We start from the raw sequence: 15,200 nt of genomic DNA, 5'->3' as shown, positions 1-15,200 counted from the left end.
GGGACTGTGAGAGAGCGGATAAGGGTCTTCGGCGGGGCGGTGCTGGCCGCTGTCTACGTGCTGGGCAAGAGGAACGACAGTCTGCAGCTGGCGGAGTCGGCGGGAGGGTCCGGCGCCCTGTACGGGCTGTCGCCCAGCTATCTCCTCTCCGGTCGTGCTCCCGTCGTGGACGCCTTCCAGACCGGCCGCCCCCTGTGGTTGAACGCGGCGGGGATCGCCGCCTACGGCGAGAACCCCCCGGAGATCCTGCCCGCCAACATCTCGCTCGGCGCACTGCCGCTCGGTGGGAACGGCGGTCCGCTGGGCTGCCTGGTCGTCGTGGACGATGTCGCGGACGGTTTCGACGCCGACCGGCGCAATCTTCTGGAGCTCTACGCCGACCAGGTCACCGCCTGGCTCGAAGCAGGCGGTGAGCCCGGCTCCTCCCACGACGGCCGCGCGGGATCCCGGCCGCTGCTGGGCCCCGCCCTGGACCGCTTCTGTGTCGGCTCCTTCACCCTGCTCCTGAGCTCGGGGCGGATCGACGCGGACGCCCGGGTGCTCAATCTGGTCGACATCCCGCGGGACGACTTCGACGGGCGGGTGGAGACGCTGCTGGCGCACACCGTCCCTGACGATCTGCCCGCGCTCATGTCCATCGTCGAGCCGGGCCAGATGACCTCCGGCGGCCGCGAACTCGAGTTCCGCATCCGCCGCCCCACCGGTGAACTGCGCTGGCTGCGCCTGCGGTGCCGGGTGCTGGCCGACAGCGAAGGCACACCGGAGCGGGTGCTCGGCGTGGTCGCCGACGCCTCGCATCTGCGGCCCACCGCCGACGAGGTCTCCAGGGTGCAGCGACTGTCCGTCGCGCTGGCCGGTGCGATGACCGTCCGGGACGTCAGCAGAGCGGTCGTCGCCGCCCTGCGCGACCCGTTGGAGGCCGATCGGGTCGCTCTTGCCGAGCTGGAGGGCGACCGGTTGGTGGTCACGGTCCTCGATCCTCCGGAACCCGATGCCTGGCCGGGGCTCTGGCGGTCCGAATGGAGGTCCGAGTGGCCCGATGCGCCCGCGGGCGCGCTGCCCACGCTCGAGGCCGCGGTGCGCGAGGGCCGTATGAGCCTGTGGACGGCGGGTTCCACCCTTGAACCGGGCCTCAGCGGCGTCGGCCCCGGTGGTCTCGCCGTCCTGCCGCTCCCGGCCGAGGGCCGGGTGGTCGGCACTTGCCTGGTCGGATGGGACGAGCCGCACGCGTTCGGCCCCGAGGAGCGGTACCTGCTCACCGCGACCGCGGGCATGGTGGGACAGGCCCTGCTGCGCGCCCGTGCGCTCGACGCCGAGCACGAGCTCGCCACGATGCTCCAGCGCAGCCTGCTGCCCCGTAAGCTCCCGCGGCTGTCCGGCGCGGTGGCCGTCGCCCGCTATCTGCCGGCGACGGTGGGACTCGCGGTCGGCGGCGACTGGTACGACGTGATCCCGCTCGCGGAGAACCATGTGGCGCTGGTCGTCGGGGACGTGCAGGGGCACAACGCGGGCGCCGCGACGATCATGGGCCAGATGCGTACGGCGATCAGGGCCTACGCCGTGGAGGGCCACCCGCCCGACGTGGTCGTCTCCCGCGCCAATCGCCTGCTCGTCGGCATGGAAACCGACCTGTTCGCCACCTGCTGCTATGTCGCCATCGACATGGAGGAGGGAGACGCCTGGTGCGTGCGGGCGGGACATCTGCCGCCGTTGGTCCGTACCCCCGACGGCAGCACAGGGGAGGTGGAGGTCGAGGGCGGGCCGCCGCTGGGCGTGGTGGCGGAGGCGGAGTTCCCGATGACCGCGGTCGCGCTCGCCCCCGGCGCGGTTCTCGCGCTGCTGACGGACGGCCTGGTCGAGTCGTCGAGCCTTCGCCTGGACGACGGCCTGCGCCGCGTCTGCGACATCCTGTCCACTGCCGATCCGTCCGATGCCGGGCGGATGGCCGATGAGCTGCTCGGCGGCGTCAGCCGGCGCGACGACGATGTGGCCCTGCTGGTGCTGCGGTACGACGGGATCGGGGTCCGGCCGCTCCGGGCGGCCTGGACGGTGTGGAGGCTGCCCGACGCAGTCGCGCACGCGCGCCGCTTCACCTCCCGCACTCTGCGCTCCTGGAACGTGACGACGGATGAGCGCGACGCGATCCTGCTGATCGTCTCCGAGCTCGTCACCAATGCCCTGGTGCACACCCAGGGCGAGGTGCGCCTCGACCTCACCTTCACCGCGGAGCGGCTGAGGGTGGCGGTGAGCGACTCGTCGCCGCGCGCGCCCGTCAAACCGGCGAGTATGGACTGGGAGGCGACCGGTGGCCGGGGGATCCTGCTCGTCGAGGCGGTCTCGGCGGCGTACGGCTCCGTGCCGCTCGGCGGTGGCAAACACGTGTTCGCCGACGTCGTCCTGCCCCGGCGCGACCTCTGACGGGGCGTACGGGTTTCGTTGCGCGCGATCACCGCCGGTGTGCCCGCGCGCAGCCGTGACAGGCGTACCCGGCCGACGGCTGTACGCCGCGGTGGGGCAGGGCCCTGTCGAGAGGGGGGCGGTCACGAGATATCTTGATGTCGAGCAATGTTGCAGACGTGGAGCGGAGCACCCGGTGACTGACTCGACCATCATCTATACACACACTGACGAGGCCCCGGCCCTGGCGACGTATTCGTTCTTGCCTGTGGTCGAGGCCTACGCCTCGACGGCCGGGGTCACGGTCGAGAGCCGTGACATCTCTCTGGTGGGGCGGATCATCGCCAGCTTCCCCGAGCGTCTCGAGGAGAGCCGGCGTATTGACGACGCACTCGCCGAGCTCGGCGAGCTGGCCAAGACGCCCGGGGCGAACATCATCAAGCTGCCGAACATCTCGGCTTCGATTCCGCAGCTGAAGGCTGCGATCGCCGAGCTGCAGCAGCAGGGCTACGCGCTGCCGGACTACCCGGACGACCCGAAGACCGACGAGGACAAGGACGTCCGCGCGCGTTACGACAAGGTCAAGGGCAGTGCCGTCAACCCGGTGCTGCGCGAGGGCAACTCCGACCGCCGTGCGCCTGCGTCGGTCAAGAACTACGCCAAGGCGCACCCGCACCGGATGGGCGCGTGGACGCCCGAATCGAAGACGAACGTCGCGCACATGGACGCCGACGACTTCCGCTCCACCGAGAAGTCCGCGGTGATCGCCGAGGCCGGCTCGCTGCGCATCGAACTGGCGGGGGACGACGGGACCACCACCGTCCTGCGCGAGTCGGTACCCGTGCTGGCGGACGAGGTCGTGGACGCGTCGGTGATGCGGGTGGCGGCGCTGCGTGAGTTCTTCGCCGCGCAGCTCGCACGCGCCAAGGCCGAGGGCGTGCTGTTCTCCGTGCACCTGAAGGCCACGATGATGAAGGTCTCCGACCCGATCATCTTCGGTCACGTGGTGCGGGCCTTCTTCCCCAAGACGTTCGCCGAGCACGGCGGGGCCCTCGCCGCGGCCGGCCTGAGCCCGAACGACGGACTCGGCGGCATCCTCAAGGGTCTGGAGTCGCTGCCGGAGGGCGCGGCGATCAAGGCGTCCTTCGAGGCCGAGCTCGCTGAGGGTCCCGCACTGGCGATGGTCGACTCCGACCGGGGCATCACCAATCTTCACGTACCGAGCGATGTCATCGTCGACGCCTCCATGCCGGCCATGATCCGGACCTCCGGTCACATGTGGGGCCCGGACGGCCAGGAGGCCGACACCCTCGCCGTCCTCCCCGACAGCAGCTACGCCGGCATCTATCAGGTCGTCATCGACGACTGCCGCGCGAACGGCGCCTTCGACCCCGCCACGATGGGCTCGGTGCCCAACGTCGGCCTGATGGCGCAGAAGGCCGAGGAGTACGGCAGCCACGACAAGACCTTCGAGATCCCCACCACGGGCACGGTGCGGGTCGTCGACGAGGCGGGCAACGCCGTGCTGGAGCAGGTGGTCAGCGCCGGCGACATCTTCCGCATGTGCCAGACCAAGGACGCGCCGATCAAGGACTGGGTCAAGCTCGCCGTCACCCGCGCCCGCGCGACCGGCGACCCGGCCGTGTTCTGGCTCGACGAGGGCCGCGCGCACGACGCCAACCTCATCGCCAAGGTCCGGGAGTACCTGGCCGAGCACGACACCGAGGGTCTGCAGATCGAGATCATGTCGCCGGTCGAGGCGATCGCGTTCTCGCTCGAGCGCATCCGCCGTGGCGAGGACACGATCTCGGTCACCGGCAATGTGCTGCGTGACTACCTGACCGACCTGTTCCCGATCCTGGAGCTGGGCACCAGCGCCAAGATGCTCTCGGTCGTCCCGCTCATGAACGGCGGCGGCCTGTTCGAGACCGGCGCCGGCGGCTCCGCGCCCAAGCACGTCCAGCAGCTGGTCAAGGAGAACTACCTGCGCTGGGACAGCCTGGGCGAGTTCCTCGCGCTCGCGGTCAGCTTCGAGCACCTCGCGCAGACCACGGGCAACGCACGCGCCCAGGTCCTCGCCGACACGCTCGACCGCGCGACCGGTACGTTCCTCAACGAGGACAAGTCGCCGAGCCGCAAGCTGGGTGGCATCGACAACCGTGGCAGCCACTTCTACCTGGCGCTGTACTGGGCGCAGGAGCTGGCGAAGCAGACCGACGACGCCGAGCTCGCGAAGGCGTTCGCCCCGCTCGCGCAGACGCTGAGCGAGCAGGAGCAGACCATCGTCGACGAGCTGATCGCCGTGCAGGGCTCGCCGGTGGACATCGGTGGCTACTACCGGCCCGACGCGTCCAAGGCCTCGGCGGTCATGCGTCCGTCGGCGACGTTCAACCAGGCCATCGCGACCCTCGGCTGACGCGGGCCGCGGACGGGTGAGGGGGTCCGGGTCCTGCCGCTGCCCAGGCGGCGATCAGCCCGCTGAAGCCCGATGAGACCTGTCACCGCGCAGGCGACCGCCCCTCCGTCCGTACCTGTTCCGCCCCGTCCGGCGTTGTCGTCCGGACGGGGCGGTTCCGTCTGTGCGGCGTTCGTCCGCATCGCGACCTTCCGCTTCCTCGTCCGTTGACTCGGCTCGAGGAGCGGGCGGTGTGGGAGAACGCTGTGGATCGGGGCAAGCAGCCAACGGGCACGCGAAGAGCAGCCGTGACCCAGCTGACCGTCCACACCCGCACCACCGCCGCCGGGCCGGTCTTCGAACTCACCGGAGATCTCGACAACCACAGCGCCCCGGAGGTACGTGAGCTCCTTCCGGAACTGGTCCTCCAGGCGGGCCAACGGCTCGTCATCGACCTCACCGGCATCACCTTCTGCGACTCCAGCGGCATCACCGTCCTGACCGCCGCCCGCAACCGCGCGCTGGAAGCCCACGCGGGCGTCGTCCTGGCCGCGGTGCCCGACCGCGTCAGCCGGATCTTCCGCATCGTCGGCCTGGATCACGTCTTTCCCACCCACCCCACCGCTCAGGCCGCCGAAACCGCCTGGCAACCACCCACCGCCTGAGCCGCAGACGGAAGGACGCAGTCACACTTTTCGTGTGACGGGTGCCGACGAGGTATTCGACGTGTCCGGCCTGCCTCACCCGCGCCCGGCCAACCCGCCCCTGAATTCCTCTGCCTCGCAAGACAATTGACCGGCTCCCCGAGACCACCAGGTCGCGAACCGGGTATCACTGCATCGAGGTCCGGGGCGGCATACACGGGACGGTGGCGGCGTCACCGTCCCGCACGGCTTGCACCACGGCGTCGTGAAGATCGCGGCTTTCGCTCTCGGAAGGGCAGGCGGTCGGGCTGCCCGACATCGTGAACCAGTCCGACGCCCCGCTGTACTGCACGGCGACGCGAGCTTCACCGTCTGCCCAGGTGGTGTGCACGGTGAGGTCCCCGGTGACGACGCCGACCTCGTCCGTGAGCACTCCTCCGCGCCCTGAGTACACTCCGGTGGTCGTCCACGATGCCCAGCTCATCCTCCCAGCCTCACACTGCCACCTCGCATTCGCGACTCGTATCTCCTTGATCCGGCCAGTGCGCCGGACGAGGCGCCGAGTCCCCTGAGAGACCGGGGCGAGCGGCGGCACAGCGGACATCGCCGTGGGGAGGGCGCCGTCCTGCGCAGATGCACAAGCCCGACGTGGCCGACATGCTGAGAGGGGCCGAGCCGGCGCGGTCGGTGACCGCGCAACAGGCATGTGAGGTGAGCGATGGTGACACAGGAGCTCGACGGGCGAACAGCCGTGGTCACCGGCGCCAGCAAGGGCATTGGTCTCGCCGTGGCGCAGGCGATCGCCGAAGCGGGGGCGCATGTGTTCGTCGGCTCGCGGTCTTCGTCGCCGGGCTTGGACGTTCTCGTCGAGGACGGCAGGGTGAGCTGGGTACAGGCGGACCTGACCGAGCCGGACGGGCGGGCGCGGCTGGTCGCGGCGGCGGGGGACCGGGTCGACATCCTCGTGAACAACGTCGGCTCCGCCCCCGCGCGGCCCGGTGGATTTCTCGGCATCACCGACGAGCAGTGGCAGCAGACACTGGAGCTGAACCTGCTGGTCCCGGTCGCGGTGACGAGGGCCGTGCTGCCGGGGATGCTGCAGGCGGGCCGCGGCTGCATCGTGAACATCGGTTCCGTCAACGCCGTGCTGCCGGACCCGCTGGTCATCGACTACAGCGCGGCGAAGGCGGCACTGCTGAGCTTCTCCAAGGCGCTGTCCAAGGAGGTCGGCGGCCGCGGGGTGCGGGTGAACTCGGTAAGTCCCGGTCCGGTCGAGACCGAACTGTGGCTGGGTGACGGCGGAGTGGCGGACACCGTGTCCGACGCGGCCGGGATCGCGCCCGGGGATGTCGTGGCTCAGGCGGCCGGAGCAACGGTCAGCGGGCGTTTCTCGCGACCCTCGGAAGTGGCGGAGATCGTGGTCTTCCTCGCTGGTGATCGCGCGGCCAATGTGATGGGCAGCAACTTCACGGTGGACGGTGGATTCATCCCTACCATGTAGTCGCCCACGGGGCCGGCGCCCGCCCGGCCCACCCGCCACCGCACTGGAAGAGCCGCCGTCCATGCCGATGTCCCCCGGACCTCCCCGGGCGCCGATCGAACGGATGGGGCTGGGTCTGGCCGCGGTCGGCCGACCCGGCTACATCACCCTCGGCCGGGAAACGGATCTGCCGGGCGAGCGCACCGTCGCCGCGATGCGGCGCCGGGCGCACGAACTCCTCGACCTCGCCTACGAGCGCGGCATCCGCTACGTCGACACCGCCCGCTCCTACGGGCGCGCCGAGGAGTTCCTCGCCGACTGGCTGAACAGCCGCGGCAAGCCCCGGGACCTGCTCGTCGGCAGCAAGTGGGGCTACACGTACACGGCTGACTGGCGCGTTGACTCCCCGACCCACGAGGTCAAGGACCACAGCATCCGCACCTACGACCGGCAGCTCGGCGAGACCCGATCCCTTCTCGGCGGACGGCTCGACCTCTACCAGGTCCACTCGGTCACGCCCGACAGCACCGCCCTCACCGACACCGCCCTGCACCACCGCCTTGCCGAACTGGCCGCGCAGGGAGTCACCGTGGGTCTGACCACGAGCGGCCCGAATCAGCGCGACGCCATCCGCGCCGCCCTGGACATCGCCGTCGACGGCGAACCCCTGTTCCGCAGCGTGCAGGCCACCTGGAACCTGCTGGAGCCGTCCGCCGGACCGGCACTGGCCGAGGCGTACGACGCCGGCCGCACGGTCATCGTCAAGGAAGCACTCGCCAATGGCCAACTGGCCCAGCCCCACCTCGCTCACCCCGTCCTCGCCTCGATCGCGGAGGCTGCGCACACCTCATGCGACGCCATCGCCATGGCCGCCGCACTCCGCCATCCCTGGGCCCGCCTCGTCCTGTCCGGGGCGGCGACAACCGGCCAGCTCGCTGCCAACCTGCTCGCGACCCATGTGAGCCTCAGCACCGACCAACGTGCCCAGCTCGCCGATCTCGCCGAGACCCCGCACACCTATTGGTCCCGCAGGTCCCAGCTCCCCTGGACCTAGCACCGGAACGCAGCGCACCAGCGCACCAGCGCTCCGTGCTCTCGCCCCCGCCGCCGGATCGGCACGGCGCTCACGCGTTTCGGACTCAACCTCGACCAGCCCATCGTGGAGTCAGCCCTGCTCATCGCCACGGAGCAGGCCACAGATCGAGGTCGATCGTGAATCCCGCCCGAGTCACGGCAGTGAGGGTGCGCTCGCGAGAAGGGGTCCGCCGTGCCGCGGCACTGAAGCCGCCCGGCCGGGCATCGCCCTGAGGCGCCGCCGTCCCCTGAGCGCCACATCTGCCGTTCACCCTTACGGTCGCCGAGCGTTCGCGCGTGGCTGCGCTCCGGGGTCTGCTGGCCTTGAACCCACCTGCACGGGAGGTCGCGCCATGCCGAACGACGGATCAGCGGGCCCCGGCGGGGAACGTCACGATGCTTCGAGCGCCGACGACGAACGCAAGGACCTTGAGCAACTGCGGGCACGTATCGCCGCGCTGGAGGCCGGCAAGGCGGCCCGGGCTCCCCACCACCGGTGGCGGTCCTTCTTCGCCGCGCTGCTCATCGTCATCGGCTGCGTCCTCGCCCCGCTGGCCGCTGTCGCCGCCTGGTCGGCGGACGAGATCGGCGACACGGACCGCTACGTCGACACGGTCGCCCCGCTCGCCTCCGATCCCGACATCCAGAACGCCGCTGCGACTCGGGTCACCGATGCGGTGATGAAATACATCGACCTGCCGAAACTGCTGGAGGGCGTGGCGCCCGCGGACCGGCCCCTCGCCGAGAAGGCACTCGGCAAACTCGGCGACTCCCTGGAGAGCGCCGTCCGCAGCTTCGTCCACGACAAAGCGGTGGATGTCATCGCCTCCGACACCTTCGACAAGATCTGGATCCAGGCCAACCGACGGATCCACGCGGCCGTCGAAAAAGCCCTGACGGGCAGCGGCGGCGGCGCGGTGAAGATCAACAACGACTCGGTGACCGTCGATCTCGGCCCGGTCGTCGACCAGGTCAAACAGCGCCTCGTCGCCCAAGGAATGACGGTTGCCGCAAAGATCCCCGAGGTGCACACCAACTTCACGGTGCTGCGCGCCGACAACATCGGCAAGGTCAAGACGTACTTCCGGATCCTGCAGATCGCCGGGTTCTGGCTGCCTGTGCTCGCCTTGGTGCTCATCGCCGCCGGGGTCCTGCTGTCCACTCACCGCCGGCGCGTTCTCGTCGTCGCCGCGCTCGCCTTCGCGTTCGCCATGCTGCTGCTCGGCGGGAGCCTGACCATCTTCCGCGTGGTGTATCTGAACGCGCTGCCCGACAGCGTCTCGCAGCCCGCGGCCGAGTCCGTCTACGACACCCTCACGCGCTATCTGCGCACCACGGTCCGTATGACCGTGACGCTCGGCGTGGTGATCGCACTGGCCGCCTGGCTGAGCGGTCCCGGCCGGTGGGCGACGTTCGTCCGGCAGTCGTGGCACTCCGGCATCGGCGCCGTCCGGGCCTCCGCCGACCGGGTCGGTATGCGCACCGGCCCGGTCGGACCGTTCATCCGTCACCACCGCACGTGGATCACCTGGGTCCTGGTCGGCCTGGCCGTACTGACGTACATCCTGTGGAGCTACCCGACGGCGTGGGTTGTCGTCGGCATCGCGCTGGTCTGGCTCTTCGTGATGGCACTGGTGGAGTTCCTCGCGGACGACCGGGAGGGCGAACGCACCACGGCGGCCGGCGTTCAGGCAGGATCATGAGTGCGTGGCGTCGGCGCACGCGGTCGGGTGACGGCCTGCCGGCGCATCACCCCTTGCATGCTCTCGTGATGTTCCGCCACATGATGGGTCGCCATGGTCAGAGGCGGGACCGTTGTGGCCGACACACGTTCGGCATAGCGTTGATCGCGTCCCGACAATCGTGGCGGAGGTCCATGTGAGCGATCCCCTGAGCGCGACCGTTGTCCATGCCTTCGGCGACGACGTGCTCGGCGAGCACGACGCCGTGAGCATGGCCGAGCTGATCCGCGCCGGAGAAGCCGACCCGGTCGAGGTGGCACGGGCCGCCGTGGAGCGGGTGCGCAAGGTCGGCGGGGATCTGCACGCCGTTCAAGTCCCGGCGTACGAGCGGGCCGTGGCTGCCGCCGCAGGCGGGTCCGGGGCTTTCGCGGGAGTGCCGAGCTTCATCAAGGACAACGTCGATTATCGCGGCCTGCCAACGGGCTTCGGCAGCGCCGCGTACGTGGCGCGCCCGGCGCGGCGGCATGCGCCGTTCGCGCGGCAGTTCCTCAGCACCGGCGTGACGGTGCTCGGCAAGACCCGGCTGCCGGAGTTCGGCTTCAACGCCACCACCGAGTTCGAGAACGCGGCACCCGTGTGCAACCCCTGGCACACGGGGCACTCTTCGGGCGGCTCATCGGGTGGCAGCGCTGCGCTGGTGGCCGCCGGCGCCGTCCCGATCGCGCACGCCAACGACGGCGGCGGTTCCATCCGCATCCCCGCCGCCTGCTGCGGGCTGGTCGGCCTCAAGGCCACCCGGGGCAGACTGGTCGCCAACGAAGAAGGCCGGACGCTGCCCATCAACCTGGTCAGTGACGGGGTACTGAGCCGATCCGTACGGGATACCGCCATGTTCTTCGCAGCCGCGGAGAAGTACTGGCGCAACCCGAAGCTGCCACCGCTCGGACTGGTGGAGGGCCCGTCACGACGTCGTCTGCGTATCGGCCTGTTGCTCGATTCCCCGGCCGGCGCCATCACGGACGCCGCCACCCGGGCCGCCGTGACGGACACCGCGACCGCGCTGGAGAAGCTGGGGCACAGCGTTGAGCCGGTGGGGATCTCATTGGACGAACGCTTCGCCCAGGACTTCATTACGTACTGGGGCTTGCTGTCCTTCCTCGTGGGCGTCACGGGCAAGCGGCTGGACCGGCACTTCGACCGGCGCCGCATGGACGGTCTCAGCCAGGGTCTGCGTGCCCACTACCGGCGTCGGCTGGGCAGCACTCCGGCGGTGCTGCGGCGGCTGAGCCGCTCCCGCGAGGCGTACGCGGCGGCCTTCCGCGACCACGACCTCATCCTTTCGCCGGTGCTCTCGCACACCACGCCTCGACTGGGCCACCTCAGCCCCGATGTGCCGTACGAGACGCTGATCGAGCGGCTGACCTCCTACGTTGCCTTCACTCCGTTGAACAATGTGGTCGGCAGCCCGGCGATCTCCCTGCCCGCGCGCCTCGCGACCGAGGACGGCCTGCCCATCGGGGTGATGTTCTCCGCCCGGAACGGCGACGAACGCACGCTGCTGGAAGTCGCGTTCGCGTTGGAGGCCGACCGGCCTTGGCGCCGCATCCAGGACAGCCGTTCGTCGGCACCATGACGACGGCCGCCGGCCTGACGAGATCCTCCGGCACGGCTGGGCCTACAGCCCGCTGCTGAGGCCACGTGCCCCATTGCTGCTTGCGTCTGCCGGCAGACGTTCGATCGCCACCATGGCAGCGTCGTCGTCCAGATGCCCGCCCGCATGGCTGAGAAGATCGTTGCACAGGTAACTCAGCAGCGCATGAGGTCCCTTGCCGGACCAGGCGGCCACCCGTTCAGCCAGGGGGTAGAACGTGCCGGCCCTGTCGCGGGCCTCGATGACGCCGTCCGTGTAGAGCAGGACGATGTCGCCGACCTCGAAGGCGAAGGCCTCCGCGGCGAAGGCGGACTGCACGAATTCGGTGAGTCCCAGCGGCGGTGCCGGGTGGCTGACTTCGAGCGGGGTGATGCGGCCACCGCGCAGCAGCAGGGGCGGGGGGTGCCCGCAGTTGATCATGTTCAGGGTCGACTCGTCGTCGGGGATATCGAGCACGGCAGCGGTGATGAATGCTTCGCTGGGACCCTCGATATCGCTGCCCGGGGCTCCGGGGTTGGTCAGGTCCGAGGAGATGGTCCCCTCCAGATACGCCACCAACACCGGCAGGTCGGCCTGCCGGTGGGCGGCCGCCCGGAAGGCGCCGAGGAGGAGAGCTGCGTCCCCGATCGCCTCCAGGCCTTTGCCCCGCACGTCACCGATGATGAGCCTGGTTCCGCGGGCTGTGCGGGCGGCGGCATACAGGTCGCCGCCGATCTGCGCCTCTGCTTCGGCGGCCAGATACACGTAGGCGATGCGCAATGAGCCGATCCGGTGGGGAAGCGGCCGCAGCACCACCTCCTGCGCCGCCTGTGCCACCGAGCGCAGCTGGATCAGTTCCTTCTCGTGCCGTTCCCGCAGATGGGCGAGGAAGGTCACGAACACCGAGATCAGGATCAGGGCAATGATCTGAAGGGTGTGGTTCAGGTCGGTGAGGGTGGTGCGCGTCATCGCGACCACCGCTTGGGCCAGCACGGCTACCGCGCCGATGAGGCCCGTCGTCCGAGGACCTGCGAAGGACGCCGTGACAGCAGGTGCGGCGACGAGGAAGGGGCCGAGGTGGACATCGGGCGGAGCCAGCACGTCGACCACCGTGACGATGGCGATCAGCGCAAGCGGTACGGCCACCAGGGCATGCCCCTGCATCCGCGACCAGCGCTCGTCCCCACGAAGTAGTCGAGAACCCATGAACCCTGAATACACCTCACCGTGGCTCAGCGCCGCACCGCCCGGCGAGCCGTGCCGCTGGGTCGCCGCGCGTCGGCCGTCACGGACGGTTCCTGCTCCGGACTGCGAGAGCTCGACCCGGAGGGCGCACCGTGGGGAGGGCGCCCGGGAGACCCGGCCGCGTTGACCCGGGCCGAAGGCGCTCCGGCACGCGCCGGCGGAAGTTCTGTGTCGCGCTGCACGTGAACAGGGTCGGCCGCGCCCAGGCATGCCTGTCCGGCGGTATCGGAGGACCCTGGGGGTATGGCCCGAGCCAACGAGGAGGTCGCGTCGCTCCTTCAGGAGTACGCCGACCTGATCGCGATCAGTGGTGGTGATGCCTTCAAGGCGCGTGCCTACGAAAAGGCCGCCCGTGCCGTCGGCGGCTACCACGCGGACGTCTCGAAGCTCGACGCCAAGGGCCTGCGGGACATCCCCAACGTCGGCAGATCGATCGCGGACAAGATCCTCGAGCATCTGCAGTCCGGCCATGTCGCCACCATCGAGGAGACCAGGGCATCGATCCCCGCCGGCGTCCGCGAGCTCATGACCATCCCCATGCTCGGGCCCAAGAAGGCCATGGCCTTGTACGAGGAGCTGGAGATCACCTCTGTGGACCAGCTGCTGGACGCCATCCGCGAGGAGAAGCTGCGCGACCTGAAAGGTTTCGGTGAGAAGACGGAGGAGAGCATCCTCCACGGCATCTCCCTGATGCAGGAGGCCGGCGACGGCCGGATCCTCATCAGCGCCGCCATGGACATCGCGGAGCAGATCGTCTCCGAACTGTCGGGAATCCCCGGATGCGAACGGTGCGCCTACGCGGGATCGCTGCGCCGTATGAGGGAGACGATCGGGGACATCGACATCCTGGTGGCGGCGGAGCGGTCGGCGCTGTTCATGGAGGCCCTGAGCAGGCTTCCGTACGCGGCCGAGGTCATCACGCACGGGGAGAAGAAGATGTCCATCCGTACCGACAAGGGGCTCCAGGTGGATCTGCGGGTCCTTCCGCTCGCTTCCTGGGGAGCGGGACTGCAGTACTTCACCGGGTCCAAGGCGCACAACATCCGCACCCGCGAGATCGCGGTACGCCGCAAGCTCAAGCTCTCCGAGTACGGACTCTTCCACGCCAAGAGCGGCAAGAGGATCACCGCGGACGCTGAGGAGGACATCTACGCCCGGCTCGGCCTGCCCTGGATCCCGCCGCCCCTGCGTGAGGACCGGGGAGAGATCGCGGCAGGAATGCGCGGCGAACTCCCCGACCTCCTGGACGAGAACGACATCAGGGGCGACCTGCACACCCACACCGACCTCACCGACGGCCTCGCCCCACTGGAGGACATGGTCGCCGCCGCTGCCGAGCGTGGCTACGCGTACTACGCGATCACCGACCACGCGCCGAACCTCTATATGCAGCGCATGACCAGCGAGAAGATCCTCGCGCAGCGCGAGCGCGTACGCGAGCTCGACCGGAAGCACCGCGGAATGCGGCTTCTGCACGGAACGGAACTCAACATCGGCCCGGACGGGGAAGTCGACTGGCCCGACGACTTCCTGGAGGCATTCGACCTGTGCGTGGCGTCCGTCCATTCACACTTCAACCAGAGCCGACAGGCGCTCACGCGCCGGCTCGTACGCGCCTGCGAGAACCCGAACGTCGCCGTCATCGGACACCCCACCACGCGCCGGATAGGCAAGCGCCCCGGCATTGACGCCGACTTCGACGCGGTCTTCGAAGCCTGCGCGAGAACGGGCACCGCACTGGAGATCAACGCGCATCCGGAGCGTCTCGACCTCTGCGACGAGGACATCCTGCGTGCGAAACGGTACGGCGTGAAGTTCGCGGTGAACTCGGACGCGCACTCCACCACGCATCTGCCGTACATGCGCTACGGAGTTGGCACGGCGCAGCGCGGATGGCTGACGAAGGACGACGTCATCAACACATGGCCGCTCACCAAGCTGCGAAGTTTCCTGCGCCAGGGCGGCGTCCGCGAATAGGGGGCGCGGTCAGCGGCCGGCGGCGATGGCCGCCACGATGGCCTTGACGAGGCGTGTGACATAGCCGTCGTCGGTCGGTCCGCCGACGGCCAGCACGCGGAAGTACAGCGGGGCGCCGAAGAGGTCGATGGCGAGGCTCGTGTCGATGTCGGGCGGCAGCTCGCCACGCTCCGTCGCCCTGCGCAAGAGTGTCGCGACGGCTGCGCGACGCGGCCCGAGGACCGCGTGATGAAGGGCCTCCTGCAAGGTGCTGTTGCGGGCCGACTCGGCCAGCAGATCGGGGATGATCCTGCCCACCAGCGGATGCCGCAGCGCCTTCATGGTCTCCCTGACGAATCTGTCGACATCGCCGCTCAGCGACCCCGAGTCAGTCGTGGTGGGGATGTGCTCGGTGGCCATCTCGGACACAAGGTCCACCACCATCGCCTCTTTGGAAGGCCAGCGGCGGTAGAGCGCGGCCTTGCCGACGCCCGCGCGGCGGGTCACGGCCTCCATGGACATACGGGCGTACCCGGTCTCCGCCAGCTCCTCGAACATGGCCCGCCGGATCGTCTCGGTCACGGACTCCCGGAGGAGAGCGGCGCCGGTGGCAGGGCGGACGAGATCGCTGTCGGAGCTTGTGTCCATGATCGAAGATTAGCACGGAACGGAACGGTTGCGTTCCGTCAATTCCCGG

General features: G+C 69.6%; 11 protein-coding genes. 8 read left to right on the top strand and 3 right to left on the bottom strand.

The genetic code is table 11. The annotated features are described in order from the left end of the window. The first annotated feature begins 6 nt into the window (after positions 1–6). The 3 genes from OG966_RS03160 (at position 7) to OG966_RS03150 (ending at position 5,457) form a co-directional block, all read left to right on the top strand. Positions 7–2,418, top strand: coding sequence for a SpoIIE family protein phosphatase (locus OG966_RS03160; RefSeq protein WP_326647788.1), 2,412 nt, complete (start codon positions 7–9; stop codon positions 2,416–2,418). Between the two features lie 175 nt (positions 2,419–2,593). Beyond that, on the top strand, positions 2,594–4,813 hold the full coding sequence (locus tag OG966_RS03155; protein ID WP_326647787.1) for an NADP-dependent isocitrate dehydrogenase: 2,220 nt from the start codon (positions 2,594–2,596) through the stop codon (positions 4,811–4,813). A 287-nt stretch (positions 4,814–5,100) separates the two neighbouring features. Next, positions 5,101–5,457 (top strand): STAS domain-containing protein, encoded by a 357-nt coding sequence (locus OG966_RS03150; RefSeq protein ID WP_326647785.1) that lies wholly within the window; start codon positions 5,101–5,103, stop codon positions 5,455–5,457. Positions 5,458–5,623: 166 nt separating this feature from the next. Here the strand turns inward: OG966_RS03150 and OG966_RS03145 are convergent, their stop codons facing one another. Further along, on the bottom strand, positions 5,624–5,920 hold the full coding sequence (locus tag OG966_RS03145; protein WP_326647783.1) for a hypothetical protein: 297 nt from the start codon (positions 5,918–5,920) through the stop codon (positions 5,624–5,626). A gap of 234 nt (positions 5,921–6,154) precedes the next feature. Here OG966_RS03145 and OG966_RS03140 point away from each other — a divergent pair, with 234 nt between their 5' ends. The 4 genes from OG966_RS03140 (at position 6,155) to OG966_RS03125 (ending at position 11,305) form a co-directional block, all read left to right on the top strand. Then, entirely contained in the window at positions 6,155–6,937 is a 783-nt protein-coding gene (locus OG966_RS03140; protein ID WP_442806658.1) for an oxidoreductase, read from the top strand. Positions 6,938–6,998: 61 nt separating this feature from the next. Beyond that, on the top strand, positions 6,999–7,970 hold the full coding sequence (locus tag OG966_RS03135) for an aldo/keto reductase (protein ID WP_326647782.1): 972 nt from the start codon (positions 6,999–7,001) through the stop codon (positions 7,968–7,970). A gap of 373 nt (positions 7,971–8,343) precedes the next feature. Then, entirely contained in the window at positions 8,344–9,693 is a 1,350-nt protein-coding gene (locus OG966_RS03130; RefSeq protein WP_326647781.1) for a hypothetical protein, read from the top strand. A 175-nt stretch (positions 9,694–9,868) separates the two neighbouring features. Next, the gene (locus tag OG966_RS03125) at positions 9,869–11,305 is read left to right on the top strand and encodes an amidase (RefSeq protein ID WP_326647780.1); all 1,437 of its coding nucleotides are present in this window, start codon (positions 9,869–9,871) and stop codon (positions 11,303–11,305) included. Positions 11,306–11,347: 42 nt separating this feature from the next. Here the strand turns inward: OG966_RS03125 and OG966_RS03120 are convergent, their stop codons facing one another. Then, positions 11,348–12,508 carry a PP2C family protein-serine/threonine phosphatase gene (locus tag OG966_RS03120; protein ID WP_326647779.1) on the bottom strand — a complete coding sequence of 387 codons (1,161 nt, stop codon included), beginning with the start codon at positions 12,506–12,508 and terminating at the stop codon, positions 11,348–11,350. A 282-nt stretch (positions 12,509–12,790) separates the two neighbouring features. Between OG966_RS03120 and polX the strand changes: the two genes are divergently transcribed. Then, the gene (polX, locus tag OG966_RS03115) at positions 12,791–14,524 is read left to right on the top strand and encodes a DNA polymerase/3'-5' exonuclease PolX (RefSeq protein ID WP_326647778.1); all 1,734 of its coding nucleotides are present in this window, start codon (positions 12,791–12,793) and stop codon (positions 14,522–14,524) included. A 9-nt stretch (positions 14,525–14,533) separates the two neighbouring features. On the opposite strand, the gene OG966_RS03110 is transcribed toward polX, so the two are convergent. Continuing rightward, positions 14,534–15,151, bottom strand: coding sequence for a TetR/AcrR family transcriptional regulator (locus OG966_RS03110; RefSeq protein WP_326647777.1), 618 nt, complete (start codon positions 15,149–15,151; stop codon positions 14,534–14,536). Positions 15,152–15,200 lie beyond the last annotated feature (49 nt).

The sequence above is a fragment of the Streptomyces sp. NBC_01750 genome, assembly GCF_035918095.1.
GTDB lineage: Bacteria > Actinomycetota > Actinomycetes > Streptomycetales > Streptomycetaceae > Streptomyces.
The sequence above is the reverse complement of the archived record's forward strand: the minus strand, read 5'-3'. Positions and strand labels throughout refer to the sequence as shown.

What these genes read in the sequence shown, in the direction of transcription:
- OG966_RS03120 (WP_326647779.1), bottom strand. Translation starts at nt 12,508, where the DNA reads ATGGGTTCTCGACTACTTCGTGGGGACGAGCGCTGGTCGCGGATGCAG.
- polX (WP_326647778.1), top strand. Translation starts at nt 12,791, where the DNA reads ATGGCCCGAGCCAACGAGGAGGTCGCGTCGCTCCTTCAGGAGTACGCC.
- OG966_RS03135 (WP_326647782.1), top strand. Translation starts at nt 6,999, where the DNA reads ATGCCGATGTCCCCCGGACCTCCCCGGGCGCCGATCGAACGGATGGGG.
- OG966_RS03145 (WP_326647783.1), bottom strand. Translation starts at nt 5,920, where the DNA reads ATGAGCTGGGCATCGTGGACGACCACCGGAGTGTACTCAGGGCGCGGA.
- OG966_RS03110 (WP_326647777.1), bottom strand. Translation starts at nt 15,151, where the DNA reads ATGGACACAAGCTCCGACAGCGATCTCGTCCGCCCTGCCACCGGCGCC.
- OG966_RS03140 (WP_442806658.1), top strand. Translation starts at nt 6,155, where the DNA reads ATGGTGACACAGGAGCTCGACGGGCGAACAGCCGTGGTCACCGGCGCC.
- OG966_RS03130 (WP_326647781.1), top strand. Translation starts at nt 8,344, where the DNA reads ATGCCGAACGACGGATCAGCGGGCCCCGGCGGGGAACGTCACGATGCT.